37 protein-coding genes are annotated in these 23,980 nt (G+C 68.1%); 35 read left to right on the top strand and 2 right to left on the bottom strand.

The window, feature by feature from the left end:
• Window positions 1-24 precede the first annotated feature (24 nt).
• Both rfbC and rfbA read right to left on the bottom strand, forming a co-directional pair.
• Complete coding sequence (gene rfbC / locus ACFRMQ_RS07945; RefSeq protein ID WP_380728104.1) at window positions 25-624, bottom strand: dTDP-4-dehydrorhamnose 3,5-epimerase; 600 nt, start codon at window positions 622-624, stop codon at window positions 25-27.
• Window positions 621-1,496 (bottom strand): glucose-1-phosphate thymidylyltransferase RfbA, encoded by an 876-nt coding sequence (gene rfbA, locus ACFRMQ_RS07940; RefSeq protein ID WP_380728102.1) that lies wholly within the window; start codon window positions 1,494-1,496, stop codon window positions 621-623. The genes rfbC and rfbA overlap by 4 nt, the downstream gene beginning before the upstream one ends.
• Before the next feature lie 80 nt (window positions 1,497-1,576).
• Here rfbA and rfbB point away from each other — a divergent pair, with 80 nt between their 5' ends.
• The 35 genes from rfbB (at window position 1,577) to rpsM (ending at window position 23,943) form a co-directional block, all read left to right on the top strand.
• On the top strand, window positions 1,577-2,554 hold the full coding sequence (gene rfbB / locus ACFRMQ_RS07935; RefSeq protein ID WP_380728100.1) for a dTDP-glucose 4,6-dehydratase: 978 nt from the start codon (window positions 1,577-1,579) through the stop codon (window positions 2,552-2,554).
• Window positions 2,551-3,486, top strand: a complete 936-nt coding sequence (gene rfbD / locus ACFRMQ_RS07930) for a dTDP-4-dehydrorhamnose reductase (protein ID WP_380728098.1) — start codon at window positions 2,551-2,553, stop codon at window positions 3,484-3,486. Before rfbB ends, rfbD begins: the two co-directional genes overlap by 4 nt.
• Window positions 3,483-4,820 carry a lipopolysaccharide biosynthesis protein gene (locus ACFRMQ_RS07925; RefSeq protein ID WP_380728096.1) on the top strand — a complete coding sequence of 446 codons (1,338 nt, stop codon included), beginning with the start codon at window positions 3,483-3,485 and terminating at the stop codon, window positions 4,818-4,820. The genes rfbD and ACFRMQ_RS07925 overlap by 4 nt, the downstream gene beginning before the upstream one ends.
• 68 nt (window positions 4,821-4,888) lie before the next feature.
• Window positions 4,889-5,578, top strand: coding sequence for a glycosyltransferase family 2 protein (locus ACFRMQ_RS07920; protein WP_380728094.1), 690 nt, complete (start codon window positions 4,889-4,891; stop codon window positions 5,576-5,578).
• The gene (locus ACFRMQ_RS07915; protein WP_380699602.1) at window positions 5,575-5,973 is read left to right on the top strand and encodes a DUF2304 domain-containing protein; all 399 of its coding nucleotides are present in this window, start codon (window positions 5,575-5,577) and stop codon (window positions 5,971-5,973) included. Before ACFRMQ_RS07920 ends, ACFRMQ_RS07915 begins: the two co-directional genes overlap by 4 nt.
• A gap of 4 nt (window positions 5,974-5,977) precedes the next feature.
• Window positions 5,978-6,880, top strand: coding sequence for a glycosyltransferase family 2 protein (locus ACFRMQ_RS07910; RefSeq protein WP_380728092.1), 903 nt, complete (start codon window positions 5,978-5,980; stop codon window positions 6,878-6,880).
• 140 nt (window positions 6,881-7,020) lie between these two features.
• Window positions 7,021-8,835, top strand: coding sequence for a hypothetical protein (locus tag ACFRMQ_RS07905; RefSeq protein ID WP_380728090.1), 1,815 nt, complete (start codon window positions 7,021-7,023; stop codon window positions 8,833-8,835).
• A 395-nt stretch (window positions 8,836-9,230) separates the two neighbouring features.
• A complete protein-coding gene (gene rpsJ / locus ACFRMQ_RS07900) occupies window positions 9,231-9,539 on the top strand; it encodes a 30S ribosomal protein S10 (protein ID WP_012785157.1) in 309 nt (102 codons plus the stop codon).
• A gap of 14 nt (window positions 9,540-9,553) precedes the next feature.
• A complete protein-coding gene (gene rplC, locus ACFRMQ_RS07895; protein ID WP_380728088.1) occupies window positions 9,554-10,201 on the top strand; it encodes a 50S ribosomal protein L3 in 648 nt (215 codons plus the stop codon).
• 5 nt (window positions 10,202-10,206) lie between these two features.
• Window positions 10,207-10,884: a 50S ribosomal protein L4 gene (rplD, locus tag ACFRMQ_RS07890; protein ID WP_380728109.1), complete on the top strand. Its 678-nt coding sequence runs from the start codon at window positions 10,207-10,209 to the stop codon at window positions 10,882-10,884.
• Window positions 10,884-11,201, top strand: coding sequence for a 50S ribosomal protein L23 (gene rplW / locus ACFRMQ_RS07885; RefSeq protein ID WP_030280768.1), 318 nt, complete (start codon window positions 10,884-10,886; stop codon window positions 11,199-11,201). Before rplD ends, rplW begins: the two co-directional genes overlap by 1 nt.
• A 43-nt stretch (window positions 11,202-11,244) precedes the next feature.
• Window positions 11,245-12,081 (top strand): 50S ribosomal protein L2, encoded by an 837-nt coding sequence (gene rplB / locus ACFRMQ_RS07880; protein WP_320440637.1) that lies wholly within the window; start codon window positions 11,245-11,247, stop codon window positions 12,079-12,081.
• Window positions 12,082-12,092: 11 nt separating this feature from the next.
• Complete coding sequence (rpsS, locus tag ACFRMQ_RS07875) at window positions 12,093-12,374, top strand: 30S ribosomal protein S19 (protein ID WP_030055821.1); 282 nt, start codon at window positions 12,093-12,095, stop codon at window positions 12,372-12,374.
• A gap of 50 nt (window positions 12,375-12,424) precedes the next feature.
• Entirely contained in the window at window positions 12,425-12,772 is a 348-nt protein-coding gene (gene rplV, locus ACFRMQ_RS07870) for a 50S ribosomal protein L22 (RefSeq protein ID WP_030232471.1), read from the top strand.
• The gene (gene rpsC, locus ACFRMQ_RS07865; RefSeq protein ID WP_380728086.1) at window positions 12,772-13,596 is read left to right on the top strand and encodes a 30S ribosomal protein S3; all 825 of its coding nucleotides are present in this window, start codon (window positions 12,772-12,774) and stop codon (window positions 13,594-13,596) included. Before rplV ends, rpsC begins: the two co-directional genes overlap by 1 nt.
• A 5-nt stretch (window positions 13,597-13,601) precedes the next feature.
• Window positions 13,602-14,021, top strand: coding sequence for a 50S ribosomal protein L16 (gene rplP, locus ACFRMQ_RS07860; RefSeq protein ID WP_030055824.1), 420 nt, complete (start codon window positions 13,602-13,604; stop codon window positions 14,019-14,021).
• On the top strand, window positions 14,021-14,245 hold the full coding sequence (gene rpmC / locus ACFRMQ_RS07855; protein WP_049649042.1) for a 50S ribosomal protein L29: 225 nt from the start codon (window positions 14,021-14,023) through the stop codon (window positions 14,243-14,245). The genes rplP and rpmC overlap by 1 nt, the downstream gene beginning before the upstream one ends.
• Entirely contained in the window at window positions 14,245-14,517 is a 273-nt protein-coding gene (gene rpsQ, locus ACFRMQ_RS07850; protein WP_030055826.1) for a 30S ribosomal protein S17, read from the top strand. Before rpmC ends, rpsQ begins: the two co-directional genes overlap by 1 nt.
• A gap of 102 nt (window positions 14,518-14,619) precedes the next feature.
• Window positions 14,620-14,991 (top strand): 50S ribosomal protein L14, encoded by a 372-nt coding sequence (rplN, locus tag ACFRMQ_RS07845; protein ID WP_030393301.1) that lies wholly within the window; start codon window positions 14,620-14,622, stop codon window positions 14,989-14,991.
• Between the two features lie 15 nt (window positions 14,992-15,006).
• Window positions 15,007-15,318, top strand: coding sequence for a 50S ribosomal protein L24 (gene rplX, locus ACFRMQ_RS07840; protein WP_030055828.1), 312 nt, complete (start codon window positions 15,007-15,009; stop codon window positions 15,316-15,318).
• Window positions 15,318-15,887, top strand: a complete 570-nt coding sequence (rplE, locus tag ACFRMQ_RS07835) for a 50S ribosomal protein L5 (protein WP_030393302.1) — start codon at window positions 15,318-15,320, stop codon at window positions 15,885-15,887. The genes rplX and rplE overlap by 1 nt, the downstream gene beginning before the upstream one ends.
• Before the next feature lie 4 nt (window positions 15,888-15,891).
• On the top strand, window positions 15,892-16,077 hold the full coding sequence (locus tag ACFRMQ_RS07830) for a type Z 30S ribosomal protein S14 (protein WP_030055830.1): 186 nt from the start codon (window positions 15,892-15,894) through the stop codon (window positions 16,075-16,077).
• Between the two features lie 268 nt (window positions 16,078-16,345).
• A complete protein-coding gene (gene rpsH / locus ACFRMQ_RS07825; RefSeq protein ID WP_030280781.1) occupies window positions 16,346-16,753 on the top strand; it encodes a 30S ribosomal protein S8 in 408 nt (135 codons plus the stop codon).
• Between the two features lie 22 nt (window positions 16,754-16,775).
• Window positions 16,776-17,315, top strand: a complete 540-nt coding sequence (rplF, locus tag ACFRMQ_RS07820) for a 50S ribosomal protein L6 (protein WP_380728084.1) — start codon at window positions 16,776-16,778, stop codon at window positions 17,313-17,315.
• 3 nt (window positions 17,316-17,318) lie between these two features.
• Complete coding sequence (rplR, locus tag ACFRMQ_RS07815) at window positions 17,319-17,702, top strand: 50S ribosomal protein L18 (protein ID WP_030280785.1); 384 nt, start codon at window positions 17,319-17,321, stop codon at window positions 17,700-17,702.
• Between the two features lie 49 nt (window positions 17,703-17,751).
• Window positions 17,752-18,375 carry a 30S ribosomal protein S5 gene (gene rpsE, locus ACFRMQ_RS07810; protein WP_030055834.1) on the top strand — a complete coding sequence of 208 codons (624 nt, stop codon included), beginning with the start codon at window positions 17,752-17,754 and terminating at the stop codon, window positions 18,373-18,375.
• Window positions 18,375-18,557, top strand: a complete 183-nt coding sequence (gene rpmD / locus ACFRMQ_RS07805) for a 50S ribosomal protein L30 (protein ID WP_188301632.1) — start codon at window positions 18,375-18,377, stop codon at window positions 18,555-18,557. The genes rpsE and rpmD overlap by 1 nt, the downstream gene beginning before the upstream one ends.
• Window positions 18,558-18,559: 2 nt before the next feature.
• Window positions 18,560-19,012, top strand: coding sequence for a 50S ribosomal protein L15 (gene rplO / locus ACFRMQ_RS07800; protein ID WP_380728081.1), 453 nt, complete (start codon window positions 18,560-18,562; stop codon window positions 19,010-19,012).
• Window positions 19,013-19,343: 331 nt separating this feature from the next.
• Window positions 19,344-20,654: a preprotein translocase subunit SecY gene (gene secY / locus ACFRMQ_RS07795; RefSeq protein ID WP_316523511.1), complete on the top strand. Its 1,311-nt coding sequence runs from the start codon at window positions 19,344-19,346 to the stop codon at window positions 20,652-20,654.
• Entirely contained in the window at window positions 20,654-21,307 is a 654-nt protein-coding gene (locus ACFRMQ_RS07790) for an adenylate kinase (RefSeq protein ID WP_380699608.1), read from the top strand. Before secY ends, ACFRMQ_RS07790 begins: the two co-directional genes overlap by 1 nt.
• A gap of 119 nt (window positions 21,308-21,426) precedes the next feature.
• Window positions 21,427-22,266 (top strand): type I methionyl aminopeptidase, encoded by an 840-nt coding sequence (gene map, locus ACFRMQ_RS07785; protein ID WP_380728078.1) that lies wholly within the window; start codon window positions 21,427-21,429, stop codon window positions 22,264-22,266.
• A gap of 131 nt (window positions 22,267-22,397) precedes the next feature.
• Complete coding sequence (gene mscL / locus ACFRMQ_RS07780) at window positions 22,398-22,823, top strand: large conductance mechanosensitive channel protein MscL (protein WP_380728076.1); 426 nt, start codon at window positions 22,398-22,400, stop codon at window positions 22,821-22,823.
• A 194-nt stretch (window positions 22,824-23,017) separates the two neighbouring features.
• Window positions 23,018-23,239, top strand: coding sequence for a translation initiation factor IF-1 (gene infA, locus ACFRMQ_RS07775; RefSeq protein WP_003956442.1), 222 nt, complete (start codon window positions 23,018-23,020; stop codon window positions 23,237-23,239).
• Between the two features lie 33 nt (window positions 23,240-23,272).
• Complete coding sequence (gene rpmJ / locus ACFRMQ_RS07770; protein WP_003956441.1) at window positions 23,273-23,386, top strand: 50S ribosomal protein L36; 114 nt, start codon at window positions 23,273-23,275, stop codon at window positions 23,384-23,386.
• Window positions 23,387-23,562: 176 nt separating this feature from the next.
• Complete coding sequence (gene rpsM / locus ACFRMQ_RS07765) at window positions 23,563-23,943, top strand: 30S ribosomal protein S13 (RefSeq protein ID WP_380699611.1); 381 nt, start codon at window positions 23,563-23,565, stop codon at window positions 23,941-23,943.
• The last annotated feature ends 37 nt before the right edge of the window (window positions 23,944-23,980 follow it).

Genomic DNA, 23,980 nt, shown 5'->3' with positions numbered 1-23,980 from the left:
CCCCCTCCGTCGGTCAGGTCGCCGCTACCGCTGCTTCAGCGAGTCCGTGTAGGCCTTGCACGCCTGGTAGTCCGGCAGCAGGCCACCGGCGAGGGCCTCCGAGAGGGTGGGCGCCACCGCGTCGCGGGCCGAGAGCTGCGGGGCGTCGGTCGGCCACTCGATGCCGAGCTCCGGGTCCAGCGGGTGCACGCCGTGCTCACCGGTCGGGTTGTACGTCGCCGAGCAGAGGTAGGTCAGCGTGGCGTCGTCGGTGAGGGCGCAGAAGCCGTGGCCGAGGCCCTCGGGGATGTAGACGGCCTTCCGCTCGGTGTCGTCCAGCCGGACGAACTCCCACTTCCCGAAGTTCGGCGAGCCGACCCGCAGGTCGACGATGACGTCCAGCACCGCGCCGCGGGTGCACGCGACGTACTTGGCCTGGCCGGGCGGGACGTCGGCGAAGTGGATGCCGCGCACGACGTCCTTGGCCGACAGCGACAGGTTGGCCTGGGCCAGGTTCAGCGGGTGGCCGACGACCTCGGCGAGGAGGTCGAACCGGTACCACTCGGTGAAGTGGCCGCGGGCGTCGCCGTGCACCTGCGGGGTGATCTCGAAGGCGCCCTCGATGGAGAGCTCGCGGAACTTCACTTGGCGGCCGCCTCTTCGAGCAGTCCCAGCAGGTACTGGCCGTACCCGCTCTTCAGCAGCGGCTCGGCGAGCTCGCGCAGCTGGGCGTCGTCGATCAGCCCGGCCCGCCAGACGGCCTCCTCGATGCAGCCGATCTTGAAGCCCTGGCGCTCCTCGATGACCCGGACGAACTCCGAGGCCTGGACCATCGACACGAACGTGCCGGTGTCCAGCCAGGCGGTGCCGCGGTCGAGGATCGTCACGTGCAGGTCGCCGGTGCGCAGGTACGCGTCGTTGACGGCGGTGATCTCCAGCTCGCCGCGGGCGCTCGGCTTCAGGTTGCGGGCGATCTCGACGACCCGGTTGTCGTAGAAGTACAGGCCGGGGACGGCGTACCGGGACTTGGGCTCGGTCGGCTTCTCCTCGATGGAGATGACCTGGCCGGTCTCGTCGAACTCGACCACGCCGTACGCGGTCGGGTCGGCCACCGGGTACGCGAAGACCCGGCCGCCCTTGATGTCGGAGTGCTCGGTGAGCCGGGTGCCGAGGCCGCTGCCGTGGAAGATGTTGTCGCCGAGGATCAGCGCCACCGGCTCGTCACCGATGAAGTCCGCACCGAGCACGAAGGCCTGGGCGATGCCCTCGGGCTTCTCCTGGACGGCGTACTGGAGCTTCAGTCCGAACTGGGAACCGTCGCCCAGCAACCGCTCGAACTGGTCCCGGTCGTTCGGGGTGGTGATGATCAGGATCTCGCTGATCCCGGCCATCACGAGGGTCGAGAGAGGGTAGTAGATCATCGGCTTGTCGAAGACCGGGAGGAGCTGCTTCGACACCGCACGGGTCAGCGGCCACAGCCGCGAGCCGGTGCCGCCGGCCAGGAGGATTCCACGCATGGAAGCACCCTATTCGAGATCGCGAACGCGGTAGGGGCCGGGGCAGGAGGGCGTTCGGGCGGCGGTAGACTACGCGCATTATGCGCATCCTCGTGACCGGCGGCGCCGGATTCATCGGTTCGGAGTTCGTCCGTCAGCTTCTCGGGGCTGACGAGAGCGCCCGGATCACCGTCTTTGACAAGCTCACCTACTCGGGTGTCCTGGAGAACCTGGCCCCGGTGGCCGGCCACCAGGGCTACACCTTCGTCCAGGGTGACATCTGCGACGTGGACGCCGTCGACCAGGTCATGCCCGGTCACGACGTGGTGGTGCACTTCGCCGCCGAGTCCCACGTGGACCGCTCGATCGCCGGCGCGGGCCCGTTCGTGCTGACCAACGTCGTCGGCACCCAGGTGCTGCTCGACGCCGCCCGCAAGCACGGCGTCGGCCGCTTCGTGCACATCTCCACCGACGAGGTGTACGGCTCGATCAACGAGGGCTCCTGGACCGAGACCTGGCCGCTGGAGCCGAACTCCCCGTACTCGGCCTCCAAGGCCTCCTCCGACCTGCTGGCGCTGGCCTACCACCGCACCCACGGCATGGACGTCGTGGTGACCCGCTGCTCCAACAACTACGGGCACTACCAGTTCCCGGAGAAGGTCATCCCGCTGTTCACCACCAACCTGATCGACGGCAAGAAGGTGCCGCTGTACGGCGACGGTGGCAACGTCCGCGACTGGCTGCACGTCTCGGACCACTGCCGGGGCATCGAGCTGGTCATGCGCGGCGGCCGCGCGGGCGAGGTCTACAACATCGGCGGCGGCACCGAGGCGACCAACAAGGAGCTGACCGGCCTGCTGCTGGAGGCCGCCGGCGCCGGCTGGGACATGGTCGAGCACGTCGAGGACCGCAAGGGCCACGACCTGCGCTACTCGATCGACATCAGCAAGATCCGCGAGGAGCTCGGCTACGAGCCGCAGGTCCGCTTCGAGGACGGTCTCGCCGCGACCATCGCCTGGTACCGCGAGAACCGCGCCTGGTGGGAGCCGCTGAAGCAGAAGGCGGCCCTGGCCAAGTGACCGCGAACGCCGCCGGCCGGGTGCGCTGGCTGGTCACCGGTGCGGCCGGGATGCTCGGGCAGGACCTGCTGTCGGTGCTGGGCGCCGACCCGTCCGCCGAGATCACCGCGCTGCGCCGGGCGGACCTCGACATCACCGACGCCGCGGCCGTGCAGGCCGCCGTCGAGGGCCACGACATCGTGGTCAACTGCGCCGCGTGGACGAACGTCGACGGCGCGGAGGCCGAGGAGGACGCCGCCACCGCCGTCAACGGCACCGGCGTGCGCCTCCTGGCCGCGGCCTGCGCCGGGACCGGCGCGCGGCTGCTGCACGTCTCCACCGACTACGTCCTGCCGGGCGACGCCACCGAGCCCTGCCCGGAGGACGCCCCGACCGCGCCGGTGAACGCGTACGGCCGCGGCAAGCTGGTGGGGGAGCGGGCGGTCGCCGAACTGCTCCCCGAGCACGGCTACGTCGTGCGCACCGCCTGGCTGTACGGCGAGCACGGCCCGAACTTCGTGGCCACCATGCTCAAGCTCGCCGCCCAGCGGGACACCCTGGACGTGGTGGACGACCAGCACGGCCAGCCGACCTGGTCGTACGCGCTGGCCGGCCGCCTGGTCGAGCTCGGCCGGGCCGCGCTCGCCGGGCAGGCTCCGGCCGGGGTGTACCACGGCACGGCGAGCGGCCGGACCACCTGGTGCGGACTGGCCCGAGAGACCTACGCGCTGAGCGGGCTGGACCCGGAGCGGATCCGCCCGACCACCTCGGAGGCCTTCGTCCGCCCGGCCGCCCGGCCGGCGTTCAGCGTGCTGGCCCACGACCGCTGGTCGGCCGCCGGGCTGGCGCCGCTGCCCGAGTGGCGGACGATGCTGGCCGAGGCCCTGACCCGACCCGTCTTCGCCGAACTGGCCGCCACGGCCCGGACCACGGAGAGCGACAGACCTCAGTGAAGAACCCCCTGACGAAGGTGGCTGCCGCGCTGCCGCCGGGAACCCTGGCGGTGGGCGGCGGCACCGTCGTATTGGGCGCCGCCTCCTACATCCACCTCGGGGTGGCGGGCCACAGCCTGTCGGTCGACGACATGGCGAAGGTCTCGCTGCTGTGGACGATCGTGATGTCCGTCGGCATCGGCGTCTTCTTCCCGATCGAGCAGGAGCTCACCCGGATCGTCTCGGCGCGCGCGGTGCTCGGCCACGGCGCCGCGCCGGTGCTGCGCCGGGCGACCCTCCTCGCCGGCGGGATCCTCGCCGTGACCCTGGCCGCCCTCGCCGCCGCCTCCGGCCCGATCGCCCGGGGGATGTTCCACGGTGACCGCTCGCTGGTGCTGGCACTCGGCGGGGCCTTCACCGGCATGGCCGTCTGCTACGTCACCCGCGGCGTGCTGGCCGGACTCGGCCGCTTCGGCGCGTACGGCACCCAGCTCGGCCTGGACGGCGGTCTGCGGATCGGCCTGGCCCTCGCCTTCGGCGTGGCCGGGGTGCACTCGGCGCTCGCGTTCAGCCTGATCCTGGCGATCGCGCCGATCCTCGCGACGATCGTCACCCTGCCGCCGCTGCTGCGCGCGGCCAAGCCCGGCGAGCAGATCGGCTGGTCCGAACTCTGCTCCGGGCTGGGCCTGCTGATCTGTTCCACGCTGCTCTCGCAGGTCGTGGTGAACGCCGCGGTGATGAGCACCAAGCTGCTCGCGCCCTCCGACTCCGCGCTGATCGCCGCGCTGCTCAACGCGCTGGTGCTGGCCCGGGTGCCGCTGTTCGTCTTCGGCTCGCTCCAGGCCTCGCTGCTGAACGGCCTCTCCGCCGCGATCGCGGTCGGCGACCGGGCCGCCTTCACCGGGATGCTCAAGAAGATCGGCGTCGTGGTGGGCGCGCTGGGCGTGCTCGGCGGAATCCCCGCGGTCGCCCTCGGCCCGTGGCTGATCCAGGTGCTGTTCGGCGCCAAGCCGGTGCTCGGCTGCCTCGACTTCTTCTGGCTGTCCGCCGGAACCGTCGCGTACATGTTCGCGATGGTGCTCGGACAGGCGCTGATGGTATTCAAGCGGCACAACCTTCAGCTGCTCTGCTGGGCGGTCGGAACCGCGGTCCTCGCGGGGGTGACCTTCCTGCCGGGAGAGGTGTCCACCCGCGTGATCCTTGCGTACACGGCCGGTTCGGTGGCCACCGTCCTCGGTATGCTGGCGGTTCTGAGGCAGAGCTTCGCCCGTTCGGCGACGACTTCCGCCGGTTCCGTCCAGCAGTCGGGGGACCGGGACACCGCGGTGTTGAGCAGCCGTACGGCCGGTGAATGACCGTGTCCGCCCCCCATCTTCAGATCGCCGCGCAGCAGCGCGGGCCAGACCCCATTCATGGAGCCTCCGTGTCCCAGTACGACGATGTTTGGCTGGTGATCCCGGCCTACAACGAGGGCCAGGTGATCGCCGACGTTGTGGAGGGGGCGCGAAAGACGTTCCCGAACATCGTCGTGGTCGATGACGGCAGCGGCGACGACTCGGCCAAGCACATCATGGAGACCGGCGCGCACCTGGTGCGCCACCCGGTCAACCTCGGCCAGGGCGCGGCCCTGCAGACCGGTCTCGCGTACGCCCTGGCCCAGCCCGGTGCCAAGTACTTCGCCACCTTCGACGCGGACGGCCAGCACCAGACCGCGGACGTCGAGAAGATGGTCGCCCTGCTGCGGGAGGGCGAGGTGGACGTGGTCCTCGGCTCGCGCTTCATCGAGCAGAACGGCCAGGTGCCGTGGATCAAGCGGGTCGTCCTGCGCACCGCGGCGACCGTCAGCCCGACCGCGCGCAAGCTCAAGCTCACCGACGCCCACAACGGCCTGCGCGTGCTGAACCGCGAGGCCGCCGGCCGGCTGCGGATCACCATGAACGGCATGGCGCACGCGTCGGAGATCGTCAGCTTCCTGGCCGGTTCCGACCTGCGGGTCGCCGAGCTTCCGGTGGACATCCTGTACACCGACTACTCACGCGCCAAGGGTCAGTCCCTGATCAACGGCGTCAACATCATCTTCGACATCTCGCTGCGGGAGCGTAGCCGCCGATGAAATTCTTCTGGATCCAGCTCGTTCTCATTCTCGGCTCGGTCTCTCTCGCCTTCATGTTCATCCGGCGTTGGGACCGTGCCAACACCCGCGCCTGGAAGCGGATCGCGTTCTCGGTCTTCGTGATCGTGAACATCTACGCGGTGCTGCGTCCCACCGACGTGACCTGGCTGGCCCACCAGCTCGGCGTCGGCCGCGGCACCGACCTGGTGCTGTACGGGATGGTGCTGGCGATGGGCTTCCTGACGCTGAACACCTTCCTGCGCTTCCGCTCGCTGGAGAAGAAGCTCACCGACCTGGCGCGCACCGTGGCCATCAACGAGGGCGCCCGGCTGAACGAGGAGCGCTTCGACCTCGACCTGCCGATCTCCGCGCCGGTCGACCGCAGCAAGGCCTGAACCCATGGCGACCTTCGAGTTCATGCTGCCGTACTACGGTGACGTCGCGCTGATGCAGGCCGCGGTGCGGAGCATCCTCGCCCAGACCGATCCGGACCTGCGGCTCACCGTCGTCGACGACGGCAAGGAGCCGGACGTCCCGGGCTGGTTCGCCGGGCTCGGCGACGACCGGGTGACCTACCTGCGCAACGAGCAGAACCTCGGCATCACCAAGAACTTCCAGAAGTGCGTGGAGCTGTCCACGGCCGACCACGTGGTCATCATGGGCTGTGACGACCTGCTGCACCCGCACTACCTGGAGACCGTCCGGGGCATCCTCAAGGCCAACCCGGACCTGGGCATGGTGCAGCCGGGCGTCGAGGTCATCGACGGCGACGGAGCGGTCGGCTCCGGCCTGGCGGACAACGTCAAGGAGAAGCTCTACGCGCCGACGGTCAAGGGCCGGCGGCTGATGGGCGGCGAGGAACTGGCCGCCAGCGTGCTGCGCGGCAACTGGCTCTACTTCCCGTCGATCTGCTGGCGGGGCGAGGCGCTGCGCGCGGTCAACTTCCGGGACGAGTACTCGGTGATCCAGGACCTGGCCCTGGTCGTCGACCTGCTGGAGCGCGGCGAGCAGATGATGGTGGACAACACCACCGTCGTCTTCCAGTACCGTCGGCACGCCGTCAGCGAGTCCTCGGTCCAGGCCTTCTCCGGCACCCGGTTCACCGAGGCGGAGCGGTACTTCAACGCGGTGGCCGAGCGGATGAGCGCCCGCGGCTGGCCGAAGGCCGCCCGTGCGGCCCGGTTCCGCAGCGCCTCCCGCCTGCACGCGCTGACCATGCTGCCGGGTGCGCTGAAGCGCGGCCAGACGGGCGGGGCCAAGGTGCTGGTCCGCCACGCGCTGACCGGCGGGCAGCGGCATTAGGGCGCCGGGCCCAGGGCGCTGGGCCCGATCCCCGCGACCGGCTCCGAGGCGCAGCCACCCGAAGGTGAACTGCTGTCTGGGGGCCGGTCGTTGTCGTACATGACGCGGTCGTCAACTCACACAAGTAGGGAAGTGTCCCGGTGCAGCCGCTGATCGACTCCGCCCACACCTCCGACGGGCCGGGCCGGGGTGAGGACGGCGGCGGGAACGCGCCCGACACCCTGGCCCCGGCCGTGCGGGCCCGGCTGCGGGTGCTGGCCGCCCACCGCTGGTTCTGGCCGGTGGCCCTGCTGCTCGGCTACGGCGGGCAGGTGGTGTTCCGCCTGGCGCTGTCGATCCACAACTCCTTCCCGTCGGTGCACGCCGACGAGGACTCGTACCTGGTGATAGCGCGGGTGCTGGCCGGCCGGCCGGCGACCGAGATGCCGGTCGGGGTGGTGATCCCGGGCGGGTACCCGCTGCTGATCTCGCCGGCGCTGCGGATCGCCGACAACCCGGCCGCCGCGTACCACCTGATCATGGGCATCAACGCGGTGCTCAACGCGCTGGTGTTCCCGCTGGCCGTGGTGGCGGCGCGCCGGCTGGGCCTGTCCCGGCGGAACGCGTACCTGGTGGGCACCGCCGTGGCGCTGGTGCCGCCGGTGGTCTTCTACTCCCAGTTCGTCATGTCGGACACCGTTCTCCCGGTGCTCCTGCTGGTCTGGCTGCTCGCGATGCACGGCTGGCTCTCGCCCGGCTCGCCGCGCCGGCGCGCGCTGTACGCGGTGACGATGGGCCTGGCGGCCGGCTACTCGATGGCCACCCACGACCGGGGCGGCGTGGTCGTGGCGCTGACCGCGCTGGTGCTGGTCGTGGTGCTGGCCTTCGGCTGGGCGCCGCGGCTCGCCTCGCTGGCCGGGGCCGGCGGGCTCGGGGTGTCCTTCCTGGGGGCCAAGCTGCTGGCCCGCTTCGTCGAGGGCCAGTTCAAGGACGTGCCGCCGAGCAGCGTCGGCAACAAGGTCTTCGAGAACCTGGGGGACCCGCAGTACCGCGGCACGATCATCGCCCGCACCTTCGGGCAGCTCTGGTACTTCATGACCTCGACGTACGGCTTCGGGGCGATCGCCTTCGTGCTGTGCGTGGCGGTCGTGTTCCGGCGCCGGTACTCGGTGGCCGAGCGGGTGGTGGCCTTCACCATGGTCGCCATGCTGTTCGGCACCGCGCTGGCCTCCGCGGCCGGCCTGGCGGACAACGACCGGATCGACAACTGGGTGTACGCCCGGTACTGCGCGGTGCTGGTGCCGCTGTTCCTGGTGGTCGGCCTGGCCGCGCTGTTCCGGGCGTCCGGTCGCTCGCTGCTGTGGCTGGCCGGCGTCGGCGCGGTGGTGATCGGGGTCATCCAGGTCTCGGTCGGCGCGTACGCGGGCTCCGCGCTCAAGCTCTGGGTCAGTTCCTGGACGGTGCCGGACGCGATGTTCCTGGCCTCGGCCTGGGAGGGCCTGCACATGGCCCGGACGACCGTCGGAGCGCTGGCGGTGCTGGCCGCCTGCCTGCTGCTGCGGATGGCCGGCGGGCGCCGGGTGGTCGCGGCGGTGGTGGGCTGCGTGACGATGTTCGCCGCCTACGCGACGGTCACCGTCACCGACAACGTCTCCGTGCCGCACGGCAAGGCCCGCAAGTACGAGGCGGTCGGCCTGTACAAGGAGGCCGGGCTGCGCAAGGACGACAACGTGGTCATGGACGGGAACCTCAACTGGGACGCCCGGATGGCGCTGACCTACGAGGTCTACTGGGGGCGGGTCTGGACCGAGGACCTGAAGGCCGGGAACGCCCTGCCGGAGCGGGCCACCGCCGTCCTGGCGACGGCCGCCGACAAGGACGCCCCGCCGCAGGCCAGCTGGCCGAATCCGAGGCCGGGCTGGTACATCACGAAGTACAACCTGGAGCGCGGCTGGGTGCTCTGGCGCAAGGCCTGACCAGCGGGTCACCCGATCGGGGCCGGTGAGGAGGGGTCTCACCGGCCCCGATTGGCATCCGGACTGCTCCGTGTGGCAGTATGTCCAAGTTGCTCGGTTGAGTTGCCGATGCTGCGCGCCTCCCGCCGGGAGGACCGGAAGCGAGTCCCATGTACTCGTCGTTCCCGTGATGGCCGTCAAGCGTGAGTTCTACGCCACGGCAGCTGCGGGGCGAAAGTACGGGAATCTTCCGGGAAGCGTACGCGGGGCCTCGATCCGGCTCTCCCCACCCTGGAAAGTTTGAAACCGACGAAGTACTTCGCCGGTTTTTTGCAAGCGCGAGTGCGACACGCCCGAGCGCGGGGGTCGGCGGGGGAGTCGTGCAGTGACTAAGGACAAAGGACTACTGAGTAGCCATGGCGGGACAGAAGATCCGCATCCGGCTCAAGGCCTACGACCACGAGGTCATCGACTCCTCGGCGAAGAAGATCGTCGAGACGGTGATTCGTACTGGTGCGCAGGTCGCGGGCCCGGTGCCGCTGCCCACTGAGAAGAACGTGTACTGCGTCATCCGCTCGCCGCACAAGTACAAGGACTCGCGCGAGCACTTCGAGATGCGCACTCACAAGCGTCTGATCGACATCCTCGACCCCACGCCGAAGACGGTTGACTCGCTCATGCGTCTCGACCTGCCGGCTGGCGTCGACATCGAGATCAAGCTCTGAGAGGCGCACCGAAGATGGCTAAGCAGATTAAGGGCATCCTGGGCGAGAAGCTCGGCATGACCCAGGTCTGGGACGAGAACAACCGGGTCGTCCCGGTGACCGTCGTCAAGGCTGGGCCGAATGTCGTGACCCAGGTCCACACCGCCGACAGCCCGGCCGGCTACGACGCCGTCCAGATCGGCTTCGGCGAGATCGACCCGCGCAAGGTGAACAAGCCCCTCGCGGGTCACTTCGCCAAGGCCGGTGTCACCCCGCGCCGCCACCTGGTCGAGCTCCGTACCTCGGACGCCTCCGAGTACACCCTCGGCCAGGAGATCACCGCGGAGCTGTTCGAGGCGGGTGTCAAGGTCGACGTGACCGGCACCTCCAAGGGCAAGGGCTTCGCCGGTGTCATGAAGCGCCACAACTTCCGGGGCCTCGGCGCCGGTCACGGTGTGCAGCGCAAGCACCGCTCGCCCGGCTCGATCGGTGGCTGCGCCACCCCGGGTCGCGTGTTCAAGGGCGTGAGGATGGCCGGCCGGATGGGCCACGAGCGTGTGACCACCCAGAACCTGACCATCCATGCCGTTGACGCGGAGAAGGGGCTGCTCCTGATCAAGGGCGCCGTCCCGGGTCCGAACGGCGGCCTCGTCCTCGTCCGCACCGCGGCGAAGGGGCTGTGAAGGACATGAGCACCATTGACATCCTGTCGCCTGCTGGCGACAAGACCGGCAGCCTCGAGCTGCCGGCCGAGATCTTCGACGCGAAGGTCAGCGTTCCGCTGATGCACCAGGTCGTCGTGGCGCAGCTCGCTGCGGCCCGTCAGGGCACCCACAAGACCAAGACTCGTGGCGAGGTCCGCGGTGGCGGCAAGAAGCCGTACCGCCAGAAGGGCACCGGCCGCGCCCGTCAGGGCTCGACCCGTGCGCCGCAGTTCGCCGGCGGTGGCGTCGTGCACGGTCCCGTGCCGCGCGACTACTCGCAGCGGACCCCGAAGAAGATGATCGCCGCCGCCCTGCGCAGCGCGCTCACCGACCGGGCCCGCCACAACCGCATTCACGTCGTCACCGACGTGACCGCGACCGAGGCGCCGTCGACCAAGGCCGCCAAGGGTCTGTTCGGCAAGATCACCGAGCGCAAGAACGTCCTCCTGGTCGTCGAGCGCGAGGACGAGCTGGGCCTGAAGTCCGCTCGCAACCTGCCGCACGTGCACATCCTGGACGCCGGTCAGCTGAACACCTACGACGTGCTCGTCTCCGACGATGTGGTCTTCACCCAGGCCGCCTTCGAGCGTTTCGTGGCCGGTCCGGCCGCGTCCGCCAAGGCCGTTGCCGCTGAGGGCGAGCTCGAAGGGAGCGCCGCCTGATGAGCGACGTTACGAGCAAGACGTTCACGGACCCCCGTGACGTCCTGGTGAAGCCGGTCATCTCCGAGAAGAGCTACAGCCTTCTCGACGAGAACAAGTACACGTTCATCGTGTCGCCGGGCGCCAACAAGACCCAGATCAAGCAGGCCGTCGAGGCGGTCTTCTCGGTCAAGGTCGAGGCTGTCAACACGATCAACCGTCAGGGCAAGCGCAAGCGCTCCAAGACGGGCTTTGGCAAGCGCAAGGACACCAAGCGCGCCATCGTGACGCTGGCCGAGGGCAACCGCATCGACATCTTCGGTGGTCCGGTCTCCTAACGGGGATCGTGATCGTCGATAAGGACGAGGACGAGAGAGCCAAATGGGCATCCGCAAGTACAAGCCGACTACGCCGGGCCGTCGTGGCTCCAGCGTGGCCGACTTCGTAGAGATCACGCGGTCCACTCCGGAGAAGTCGCTGGTCCGCCCCCTGCACAGCAAGGGCGGCCGTAACAACGCCGGTCGGATCACCGTTCGCCACCAGGGTGGCGGACACAAGCGCGCCTACCGCGTGATCGACTTCCGTCGTCACGACAAGGACGGCGTGCCGGCGAAGGTCGCTCACATCGAGTACGACCCGAACCGCACCGCGCGCATCGCGCTCCTGCACTACGCGGACGGCGAGAAGCGCTACATCATCGCGCCGCGCGGCATCGCGCAGGGTGACCGGATCGAGAACGGCGCTGGCGCCGACATCAAGCCGGGCAACAACCTGCCGCTGCGCAACATCCCGGTCGGTACCACCATCCACGCGGTGGAGCTGCGTCCCGGCGGCGGTGCCAAGCTGGCCCGCTCCGCCGGCTCCGGCATCCAGCTGCTGGCGCGTGAGGGCAAGATGGCGCACCTGCGCATGCCCTCCGGTGAGATCCGCCTGGTTGACGCGCGCTGCCGCGCCACCGTCGGCGAGGTCGGCAACGCCGAGCAGTCGAACATCAACTGGGGCAAGGCCGGCCGTATGCGCTGGAAGGGCGTCCGCCCGACCGTGCGTGGTGTGGCCATGAACCCGATCGACCACCCGCACGGTGGTGGTGAGGGTAAGACCTCCGGTGGTCGCCACCCGGTCTCGCCGTGGGGCCAGAAGGAGGGTCGTACCCGTCGCCCGAAGAAGGCGTCGGACGCTCTCATCGTGCGCCGCCGCAAGACCAACAAGAAGCGCTAGGAGCAGGTCAGATGCCGCGCAGTCTCAAGAAGGGCCCCTTCATCGACGGCCACCTTCTCAAGAAGGTGGACGCGCAGAACGAGGCGGGTACCCAGAACGTCATCAAGACCTGGTCCCGTCGCTCCGTGATCTTCCCGGCCATGCTCGGCCACACGATCGCGGTGCACGATGGCCGTAAGCACGTCCCGGTGTTCGTCACCGAGTCGATGGTCGGCCACAAGCTCGGCGAGTTCGCGCCGACGCGTACGTTCCGCGGTCACGTCAAGGACGACCGCAAGTCGAAGCGTCGCTAGTCGCCAGCGAGATTACCGACTCAATGACTTACACCAGCAAGGGGACAACCATGGAAGCCAGGGCCCAGGCGCGGTACATCCGCGTCACGCCCATGAAGGCCCGCCGCGTGGTGGACCTCATCCGTGGCTTGAATGCCACGGAGGCCCAGGCCGTCCTGCGTTTCGCTCCGCAGGCCGCCACCGTGCCGGTCGGCAAGGTGCTCGACAGCGCCATTGCCAACGCCGCGCACAACTACAACCACTCCAACGTGGACGACCTCTACATCTCCGAGGCGTACGTTGACGAGGGCCCGACCCTGAAGCGGTTCCGTCCGCGTGCCCAGGGCCGTGCCTACCGGATCCGCAAGCGGACCAGCCACATCACCGTGGTCGTCAGCAGCAAGGAAGGGACCCGGTAATGGGCCAGAAGGTTAACCCGCACGGGTTCCGCCTCGGCATCAGCACGGACTTCAAGTCCCGCTGGTACGCCGACAAGCTGTACAAGGACTACGTCAAGGAAGACGTCGCCATCCGTCGTCTCATGACGAAGGGCATGGAGCGCGCCGGCATCTCCAAGGTCGAGATCGAGCGCACCCGTGACCGCGTCCGCGTGGACATCCACACCGCCCGTCCGGGCATCGTGATCGGCCGCCGCGGCGCGGAGGCCGACAAGATCCGGGGCAACCTGGAGAAGCTGACCGGCAAGCAGGTCCAGCTGAACATCCTCGAGGTCAAGAACCCCGAGCTGGACGCCCAGCTCGTGGCTCAGGGCGTCGCGGAGCAGCTGTCCTCCCGCGTCTCCTTCCGCCGTGCCATGCGCAAGTCGATGCAGGGCACCATGAAGTCCGGCGCCAAGGGCATCAAGGTCCAGTGCTCCGGTCGTCTCGGCGGCGCCGAGATGAGCCGTTCGGAGTTCTACCGCGAGGGTCGCGTGCCGCTGCACACCCTGCGTGCGAACGTCGACTACGGCTTCTTCGAGGCCAAGACCACCTTCGGCCGCATCGGCGTGAAGGTCTGGATCTACAAGGGCGACGTCAAGAACATCGCCGAGGTCCGCGCTGAGAACGCCGCTGCCCGCTCGGGCAACCGCCCGGCCCGTCCCGAGGGTGGTCGTCCCGCCCGCGGTGGCGACCGCCGTGGTGGCGAGCGCGGTGGCCGCGGCCGTCGCCCCGCCGCTGCCGAGGCCCCCGCGGCCGCGGCCGTCGAGGCCCCGGCCGCCGAGAACACCGGAACGGAGGCCTGACCCCAATGCTGATCCCCCGTAGGGTCAAGCACCGCAAGCAGCACCACCCGAAGCGCCGTGGCGCCGCCAAGGGTGGCACCGAGCTCGCGTTCGGCGAGTACGGCATCCAGGCCGTGACCCCGGCCTACGTGACGAACCGGCAGATCGAGTCCGCTCGTATCGCCGTCACCCGTCACATCAAGCGTGGCGGCAAGGTCTGGATCAACATCTACCCGGACCGCCCGCTGACCAAGAAGCCGGCTGAGACCCGCATGGGTTCCGGTAAGGGTTCGCCCGAGTGGTGGATCGCGAACGTGCACCCGGGTCGGGTCATGTTCGAGCTGTCGTACCCCAACGAGAAGGTGGCTCGTGAGGCGCTGACCCGCGCAGCTCACAAGCTCCCGATGAAGTGCCGGATCATCCGGCGCGAGGCAGGTGAGAGCTGATGTCGGCCGGCACCAAGGCTGCTGACCTCCGCGAGCTGGACAACGAGGGTCTCGTTGCCAAGCTCCGTGAGGCCAAGGAGGAGCTGTTCAACCTCCGCTTCCAGGCGGCGACCGGGCAGCTCGACAACCACGGACGGCTGAAGCTCGTCCGCAAGGACATCGCGCGGATCTACACCCTGATGCGCGAGCGCGAGCTGGGCATCGAGACGGTGGAGAGCGCCTGATGACTGAGAACACCAACGAGACGCGCGGTTTCCGCAAGACCCGTGAGGGTCTCGTCGTCAGCGACAAGATGGACAAGACCGTCGTCGTCGCCGTCGAGGACCGCGTCAAGCACGCTCTGTACGGCAAGGTCATCCGCCGTACGAACAAGCTGAAGGCGCACGACGAGGCGAACGCCTGCGGCATCGGCGACCGGGTCCTCCTCGCGGAGACCCGCCCGCTGTCCGCGACGAAGCGCTGGCGCGTCGTCGAGATCCTCGAGAAGGCCAAGTAACGAAGTTGATGTGGTACGGCCGTATGTGCACCAGGCCCCTCGCGGGCGCTGGTGTGAGCAGCGGCCGGCCCGTCAGCTCTCGTTGACGATCAGGAGAAAGCTGTGATCCAGCAGGAGTCGCGACTGCGTGTCGCCGACAACACGGGCGCGAAGGAAATCCTTTGCATCCGCGTTCTCGGTGGTTCCGGTCGCCGCTACGCCGGTATCGGGGACGTCATCGTCGCGACCGTCAAGGACGCGATCCCCGGCGGTTCGGTGAAGAAGGGTGACGTCGTCAAGTGCGTCGTCGTCCGTACCGTGAAGTCGCGTCGTCGTCCGGATGGCTCGTACATCCGCTTCGACGAGAACGCCGCGGTCGTTCTGAAGAACACCGACGGTGACCCCCGTGGCACCCGCATCTTCGGCCCGGTCGGCCGTGAGCTGCGTGACAAGAAGTTCATGAAGATCATCTCGCTTGCGCCGGAGGTGCTCTAACTCATGGCGAACAGCATGAAGATCAAGAAGGGTGACCTGGTTCAGGTCATCACCGGCAAGGACCGCGGCAAGCAGGGCAAGGTCATCCAGGCCATGCCCGCCGAGAACAAGGTCCTGGTCGAGGGTGTGAACCGGGTCAAGAAGCACACCAAGCCGGGCCCGGGCACTCAGGGTGGCATCGTCACCGTCGAGGCCCCGGTGCACGTCTCCAACGTCCAGCTGGTCGTGGAGAAGGACGGCAAGAAGGTCGTCACCCGCGTTGGCTACCGCTTCGATGACGAGGGCAACAAGATTCGCGTTGCCAAGCGAACCGGTGAGGACATCTGATGTCTGAGACGACTGTTGAGAAGGTGACCCCCCGTCTCAAGGAGCGTTACAACTCCGAGATCAAGGGTCAGCTGCAGGAGCAGTTCTCGTACGAGAACGTCATGCTGACGCCCGGCCTGGTCAAGGTCGTCGTCAACATGGGTGTCGGCGAGGCCGCCCGTGACAGCAAGCTGATCGAGGGCGCGATCCGCGACCTGACCGCGATCACCGGTCAGAAGCCGGCCGTGACCAAGGCCCGCAAGTCCATCGCGCAGTTCAAGCTGCGCGAGGGCCAGCCGATCGGCACGCACGTCACCCTCCGTGGTGACCGCATGTGGGAGTTCCTGGACCGTCTGGTGTCGCTGGCCCTGCCGCGCATCCGTGACTTCCGTGGCCTCTCCCCGAAGCAGTTCGACGGCCGTGGCAACTACACCTTCGGTCTGACCGAGCAGGTTATGTTCCACGAGATCGACCAGGACAAGGTCGACCGTCAGCGCGGTATGGACATCACCGTCGTGACCACCGCTCAGACCGACGACGAGGGCCGGGCGCTCCTGCGCGCTCTGGGCTTCCCGTTCAAGGAGGCGTGAGCCAATGGCGAAGAAGTCCCTCATCGCGAAGTCCGAGCGCAAGCCGAAGTTCGGCGTCCGGGCCTACACCCGGTGCCAGCGCTGCGGCCGTCCGCACTCGGTGTACCGCAAGTTCGGCCTGTGCCGTGTCTGCCTCCGTGAGATGGCGCACCGCGGCGAGCTGCCGGGCGTGACCAAGAGCTCCTGGTAATCCAGGCGCTTTAGGCACACAGCGACGCAGAGGTGCCCGATCCCACACCGGTCCGTTTTGGGCCTACCGCGCGGATTCCCGTAAGGTAGTGGGGTCGGGCCCCCTGCCGCGGCTTCCCCATGGATGCCCGTGGTCCTCTTCTGAGAGGGCTCGCACCCAGTCTTACTACGTCATAGGTCCCCTGCGCTTGTGCCCCTGCCGGACTCGGAAGAGTGCGGAAGGGGGACCTGGTGCGGAGAAACCATGGCGAGAGAGGCCTGAGGCCATCATGACCATGACCGACCCCATCGCAGACATGCTCACGCGTCTGCGTAACGCGAACTCGGCGTACCACGACTCCGTGGCGATGCCGGCCAGCAAGATCAAGGCGCACGTCGCCCAGATCCTGCAGCAGGAGGGTTACATCTCCTCCTACAAGGTTGAGGAGCCCGCTGAGGGCGAGGTCGGCAAGAAGCTGACCATCGAGCTCAAGTTCGGCCCCAACCGTGAGCGCTCCATCGCCGGCATCAAGCGCATCAGCAAGCCGGGTCTGCGCGTTTACGCAAAGTCCACCAACCTGCCGAAGGTTCTCGGCGGCCTGGGCGTGGCGATCATCTCCACGTCCTCCGGCCTCCTGACCGACAAGCAGGCCGCCAAGAAGGGCGTAGGCGGAGAAGTTCTCGCCTACGTCTGGTAATTCGGGAAACGGAGGTACAGCAATGTCGCGCATTGGACGGCTGCCCATCCAGGTCCCCGCTGGCGTGGACGTCACCATCGATGGCCAGGCGGTCTCGGTGAAGGGCCCGAAGGGCTCGCTCACCCACGTCGTCGCCGCGCCGATCGAGATCGGCAAGGGCGAGGACGGCACTCTGGCTGTCACCCGCCCCAACGACGAGCGTCTGTCGAAGGCCCTGCACGGCCTGACCCGCACGCTGGTGGCGAACATGATCACCGGCGTGACCGCGGGCTACCGCAAGTCGCTGGAGATCAGCGGTGTTGGTTACCGTGTCGCTGCGAAGGGCTCCGACATGGAGTTCCAGCTCGGCTACAGCCACCCGATCCTGGTCACCGCGCCGGAGGGCATCTCCTTCGTCGTCGAGTCGCCCACCAAGTTCCACGTGGACGGCATCGACAAGCAGAAGGTCGGCGAGGTCGCCGCGAAGATCCGCAAGCTGCGCAAGCCCGACCCGTACAAGGCCAAGGGCGTCAAGTACGCGGGCGAGGTCATCCGCCGCAAGGTCGGAAAGAGTGGTAAGTAAGCGATGAGTGTCTCTGTCAAGATCGGCAAGGGCAACGCCTACAAGAGCGCCGCTCGCAAGCGCCGCGCGATCCGCGTTCGCAAGCGCGTCGTCGGCACCGAGGTGCGTCCGCGCCTCGTCGTGACGCGCTCGAACCGTCACATGGTCGCCCAGGTCATCGACGACGCCAAGGGTCACACCCTGGCGTCGGCGTCCACCCTCGACGTGTCCATCAAGGGCGCCGAGGGCGACAAGACCGAGCTGGCCAAGAAGGTCGGGAGCCTGGTCGCCGAGCGCGCCAAGGCTGCCGGCATCGAGTCGGTCGTCTTCGACCGCGCGGGCAACCGGTACGCCGGCCGCATCGCCGCCCTGGCGGACGCGGCTCGCGAGGCCGGGCTCGACTTCTAAGCCCGCTCGTCGACTCAGTCGACGGACGTAATCGAGAGAGGTAATTCCAATGGCTGGACCCCAGCGCCGCGGTAGCGGCGCCGGCGGTGGCACCGGCGGTGGCGAGCGGCGCGACCGTAAGCGTGACGACCGGGGCAACGCCCCCGCCGTCGAGAAGACCGCTTACGTCGAGCGCGTTGTCGCGATCAACCGTGTCGCCAAGGTTGTCAAGGGTGGTCGTCGCTTCAGCTTCACCGCGCTGGTCGTGGTGGGCGACGGTGACGGCACCGTGGGTGTCGGTTACGGGAAGGCGAAGGAGGTTCCGGCCGCCATCGCCAAGGGTGTTGAGGAGGCCAAGAAGAACTTCTTCAAGGTCCCCCGTATCCAGGGCACCATCCCGCACCCGATCCAGGGTGAGAAGGCCGCCGGCGTCGTGCTGCTGAAGCCCGCCGCCCCCGGTACCGGTGTTATCGCCGGTGGTCCGGTGCGCGCCGTCCTGGAGTGCGCCGGCATCCACGACATCCTGTCGAAGTCGCTCGGCTCGGACAACGCGATCAACATCGTGCACGCCACCGTGGCCGCTCTGAAGGGCCTCGTGCGCCCCGAGGAGATCGCCGCCCGTCGTGGCCTGCCGCTGGAGGACGTGGCCCCCGCCGCTCTGCTGCGGGCGCGTGCTGCTGGGGTGAGCGCCTGATGGCTCGCCTGAAGATCACGCAGACCAAGTCGTACATCGGCAGCAAGCAGAACCACCGCGACACCCTGCGCACGCTTGGCCTCAAGCGCATGCACGACGTCGTGGTGAAGGAGGACCGTCCCGAGATCCGCGGGATGGCCCAGACGGTCCGTCACCTGGTGACGGTTGAGGAGGTGGACTGATCATGGGCGACAACCCGATCAAGATCCACAACCTGCGGCCCGCCCCGGGTGCCAAGACCGACAAGATCCGCGTGGGTCGTGGTGAGGGCTCCAAGGGTAAGACCGCTGGTCGTGGTACCAAGGGCACCAAGGCCCGCTACCAGGTTCCGCAGCGCTTCGAGGGTGGCCAGATGCCGCTCCACATGCGTCTGCCGAAGCTGAAGGGCTTCAAGAACCCGTTCAAGATCACGTTCCAGGTGGTGAACCTGGACAAGCTGGCCGAGCTCTACCCGCAGGGTGGCGAGGTCACGGTCGAGGACCTGGTCGCCAAGGGCGCGGTTCGCAAGAACTCCCTCGTCAAGGTGCTCGGCACCGGCGAGATCTCGGTCGCCCTCCAGGTGGCGGTGGACGCCGTCTCCGGTTCGGCCGCCGAGAAGATCACCGCCGCCGGCGGTACGGTCACCGAGCTCATCTGAGCCCGCTGACTCCGGCTCGCGAGCCCCGCACCTCCTTCGGGAGGTGCGGGGCTCGCGCCGTTTCCCCGACCCTCCCCCTTTCCGGCGGTGGTTCCCGGCCGTGTCGGGGCTCGTTCTTTTGTGTGGCAAAACCGGGCATCCCGTACCCCATGCGTGGGGGAGGGGCAGTACGCGCTTCTTCCGAGTGGCTGCGCACTGTTAGAGTCCGTGGGGTTCCCTTGTAGGCTGCGCGTAGGCTCGCCTGTGCCGTCTGTACGGGAATCCGAACCGCAAACTCCCCATTCAGGACCGACCCTCCCGCCGACGACGCGCGGGAGGCGCAGGAGGCACCGTGCTCAGTGCGTTCGCGCGGGCGTTCCAGACGCCCGACCTGCGCAAGAAGCTGCTGTTCACGCTGGGCATCATGGTGCTGTTCCGGCTGGGCTCGCACATTCCGATTCCCGGCGTGAGTTTCACGGCCGTGAACGAGTGTGTGAAGGACACGAAGAACAGCGGCCTCTTCGGACTCGTCAACCTGTTCAGCGGGGGCGCGCTCCTCCAGCTGACGATCTTCGCCCTCGGCATCATGCCGTACATCACGGCGAGCATCATCCTCCAGCTCCTCACCGTCGTGATCCCGCGACTGGAGATGCTGAAGAAGGAGGGACAGGCCGGCCAGGCGAAGATCACCCAGTACACCCGGTACCTGACCATCGCGCTCGCGGTGCTCCAGGGCACCGGCATCGTGGCGACGGCCTCCAGCGGCGCGCTCTTCTCCGGCTGCCCGCTGGCCAACCAGATCGTCCCGGACACCGGCGTGTTCCGGATCGCGGTCATGGTGCTCACCATGACCGCGGGCACCACGGTCATCATGTGGCTGGGCGAGCTGATCACCGACCGCGGCATCGGCAACGGCATGTCGCTGCTGATCTTCACCTCGATCGCGGCGCAGTTCCCCTCCAGCATGTGGAACATCAAGACCACCGGCACCATCGGTGGCGGCTGGGTCGAGTTCCTCTCCGTGATCGCGGTCGGCGTCATCGTCGTGATGCTGGTCATCTTCGTGGAGCAGGCACAGCGCCGGATCCCGGTCCAGTACGCGAAGCGGATGATCGGCCGCCGGGCCTTCGGCGGCACCTCGACCTACATCCCGCTCAAGGTGAACCAGGCCGGTGTCATCCCGGTCATCTTCGCCTCGTCGCTGCTGTACATCCCGGCCCTGGTGGTCCAGCTGACCAACAGCCAGGCGGGATGGGCCACGTGGATCCGGACGAACTTCGTCAAGGGTGACCACCCGATCTACATGGCCACCTACTTCCTGCTGATCGTCTTCTTCGCCTTCTTCTACGTCGCCATCTCCTTCAACCCCGAAGAAGTTGCCGACAACATGAAGAAGTATGGTGGGTTCATCCCGGGCATCCGGGCCGGCCGACCGACGGCCGAGTACCTGAACTACGTGCTCACCCGCATCACGTGGCCGGGTTCGCTCTACCTGGGCCTGATCGCGTTGATCCCGATGATCGCCCTGGTCGCCTTCGGACAGCAGACCAACTTCCCGTTCGGCGGCACCAGTGTGCTCATCGTCGTCGGCGTCGGACTCGAAACTGTGAAGCAGATCGAGAGCCAGCTCCAGCAGCGCAATTACGAAGGGTTCCTCCGCTGATGCGTATCGTCCTCGTTGGTCCTCCCGGGGCCGGGAAGGGTACTCAGGCGCACCTGCTCGCCAAGACCCTGTCCATCCCCCACATCTCCACCGGCGACCTGTTCCGTGCCAACATCAGCCAGGGCACCCCGCTGGGGCTCGAGGCGAAGAGCTACATGGACGCGGGACACCTGGTGCCGGACGAGGTCACCATCGGGATGGCCAAGGACCGGATGCTCCAGGAGGACGCCGCCAACGGCTTCCTGCTCGACGGCTTCCCCCGCAACCTGGGGCAGGCCAAGGCGCTGGACGAGTTCCTCGCCGAGCAGGGCATCAAGCTGGACGGGGTGCTGGACCTGGAGGTCCCCGAGGACGAGGTCGTCCGTCGGATCGCCGGGCGCCGCCTGTGCCGCAACGACGGGGGCCACGTCTTCCACGTGGACTACAACCCGCCGAAGGTCGACGGCGTCTGCGACGAGTGCGGCGGCGAGCTGTACCAGCGCTCGGACGACACCGAGGACAAGGTGCGCACGCGCCTGGAGGTCTACCACACGGAGACCGAGCCGATCGTCGAGTACTACGTCCAGCAGGGCCTGGTGGCGACCATCTCGGCCCTCGGCAAGGTGGACGAGGTCACCGCCCGCTCGATCGAGGCGCTGAAGCAGGACAGCTGAGTCTCTCGGCGAACGTACGAACGGTACGGCCGGGTCGCCCGCCCAGTGCGGGTGGCCCGGCCGTTTCGGCGTCGTACGGTGGTAAGCAGTGGTAATCCGGACTTGGAAGGCGTGACCAGATGGTGGAGATCAAGACCCCCGAGCAGATCGCGAAGATGCGAGCGGCCGGGCTGGTCGTCGCCGAGGCGCTCAAGGCCTGCCGCGAGGCGGTCGTCCCCGGGGTGACCACCCAGGAGCTCAACGACATCGCGGACAAGGTCATCACCGACCACGGCGCCACCTCGAACTTCCGCGCCCACCACGGCGGGCTCTGGTTCCCGGGAGTGATCTGCGCCTCGGTGAACAACGAGGTGGTGCACGGCATCCCCGGCGACCGGGTGCTCCAGGAGGGTGACGTCATCTCGATCGACTGCGGCGCCATCCTGGACGGCTGGCACGGCGACTCGGCGATCACCGTGGCGGTCGGCGAGGTCCGTCCGGAGGTCGAGATGCTGAGCCGGGTCACCGAGGGCTCGATGTGGGCCGGCATCGCCCAGATGAAGAAGAACAACCGCCTGGTGGACGTCTCCAAGGCGATCGAGGGCTACATCCGCCGCCAGCCGCTGCCGCCGAAGGGCAAGTGGGGCATCACCGAGGGCTACGGCGGCCACGGCATCGGCACCGCGATGCACATGGAGCCGCACGTGCTGAACTACGTCGAGCGCGGCCGCGGCAAGGGCCCGAAGCTCGTCCCCGGCACCGTGCTGGCGATCGAGCCGATGGTGTCGCTCGGCACCCCGCACACCACCGTGCTGGAGGACGACTGGACGGTCGTCACCAACGACGGCACCTGGGCCTCGCACTGGGAGCACTCGGTGGCCGTCACCGAGCAGGGACCGCTGGTGCTGACCGCCTTCGACGGCGGCAAGGCGGAACTGGCCAAGCTGGGCATCACCGCAGCTCCGGACCCCCTCGCGTAGTCGCGACGGCGCCCGAAGGCCGCTGCTGACAAGGGATCAGGGCCCTGGAGGTTTGGACCTCCAGGGCTTTTGTCCTATTTTTATGCGCTGGCAGGGTCAGCAGTGGCTCACGAGCGAGCAGGAGACAGCACGTGCTCAAGGGATTCCGCGACTTCATGATGCGCGGCAACGTCGTCGACATGGCGGTCGGTGTGGTCATCGGTGCCGCGTTCACCGCGGTGGTGACCGGTTTCGTGTCCGCCTTCCTCACCCCGCTGGTGGGTGTCGTGGTCGGCGCGGCCGGCGACTTCAGCTCGTACAAGGCGACGGTCGCCGGGGTCACCTTCCCCTACGGCCAGTTCCTCAACGTGGTGATCGCCTTCCTGATGACCGCCGCGGTGCTGTACTTCTGCGTGGTGCTGCCGATCACCAAGGCGACCGCGCGCTACATGCCGCAGAAGCCGAAGACCCCGAAGCGGCCCTGCCCCGAGTGCCTGACCGAGATCCCGCTGGCCGCCCGCCGCTGCTCGGCCTGCACCGCCCACGTCGACCCGCTGACGGCCTCCGCCGGTGCCTGAGGCCACCGGTGTGACGGCTGCCGCTTTCCGGGGCCCCGGTTTTGGCCCGCGGCACGCGCTGGCGTAGGATGGACCGTCGGCTCACTCGTAGCGTGCTTCAGCACGCCCTCTTCCCCTCGGGGGCGGGGTGAACCCAGGTTCGCACGAGCGTTCCGCATACGGTAGCCGGTCCCGGAAGGTGGATCTCGCAGTTCATGGCTAAGAAGCAAGGCGCCATTGAGATCGAGGGCACCGTGATCGAGTCTCTTCCGAACGCGATGTTCAAGGTCGAGCTGCAGAACGGTCACAAGGTCCTCGCGCACATCAGTGGCAAGATGCGCATGCACTACATCCGCATCCTGCCGGACGACCGGGTCGTCGTGGAGCTCAGCCCCTACGACCTCACGCGCGGCCGGATCGTCTACCGCTACAAGTAAGAACGTCAGATCTAGACCCGGAGAACCTGAAACATGAAGGTCAAGCCGAGCGTCAAGAAGATCTGCGACAAGTGCAAGGTGATCCGCCGTCACGGCCGGGTCATGGTGATCTGCGACAACCTGCGCCACAAGCAGCGCCAGGGCTGATCGCTCCCCAGCATTTCTCGTAGTACTTCGCGCGACGCGAAAACGTCATAAGCGGGCTACCCGATCCGTCCCTTCCAGGACGGACTGCCGCCCCCGGTCAGAGGCCGGGGCTCCCTCGTCGAGAGGCGAAGGAGTAGGTAGCACGCAAGACCTCTGAAGAACCACAGGAGCCTTGAATGGCACGCCTCGCCGGCGTTGATCTCCCCCGTGAGAAGCGGATCGAGATCGCCCTCACCTACGTGTACGGCATCGGCCGTACCCGCGCCCAGCAGACCCTGGCCGAGACCGGTGTGAGCCCGGACGTCCGCGTCCGCGACATCTCCGAGGACGACCTCGTCAAGCTGGGTCAGTACATCGACGCCAACTACACGGTCGAGGGTGACCTCCGCCGTGAGGTGGCCGCCGACATCCGCCGCAAGGTCGAGATCGGCTGCTACGAGGGTCTGCGTCACCGCCGCGGCCTGCCGGTCCGCGGCCAGCGCACCCACACCAACGCGCGTACCCGCAAGGGCCCGCGTCGCGCGATCGCCGGTAAGAAGAAGCCGGGCAAGAAGTAGTCCGTCCCGTAACCGGACATCCCTCCGGCCCGCGGGT

It is taken from the genome of Kitasatospora sp. NPDC056783 (genome assembly GCF_042789895.1).
Classification (GTDB): Bacteria; Actinomycetota; Actinomycetes; order Streptomycetales; family Streptomycetaceae; genus Kitasatospora.
Note: the sequence above shows the minus strand (reverse complement) of the source record. Positions and strands in the feature narration are given on the sequence as shown.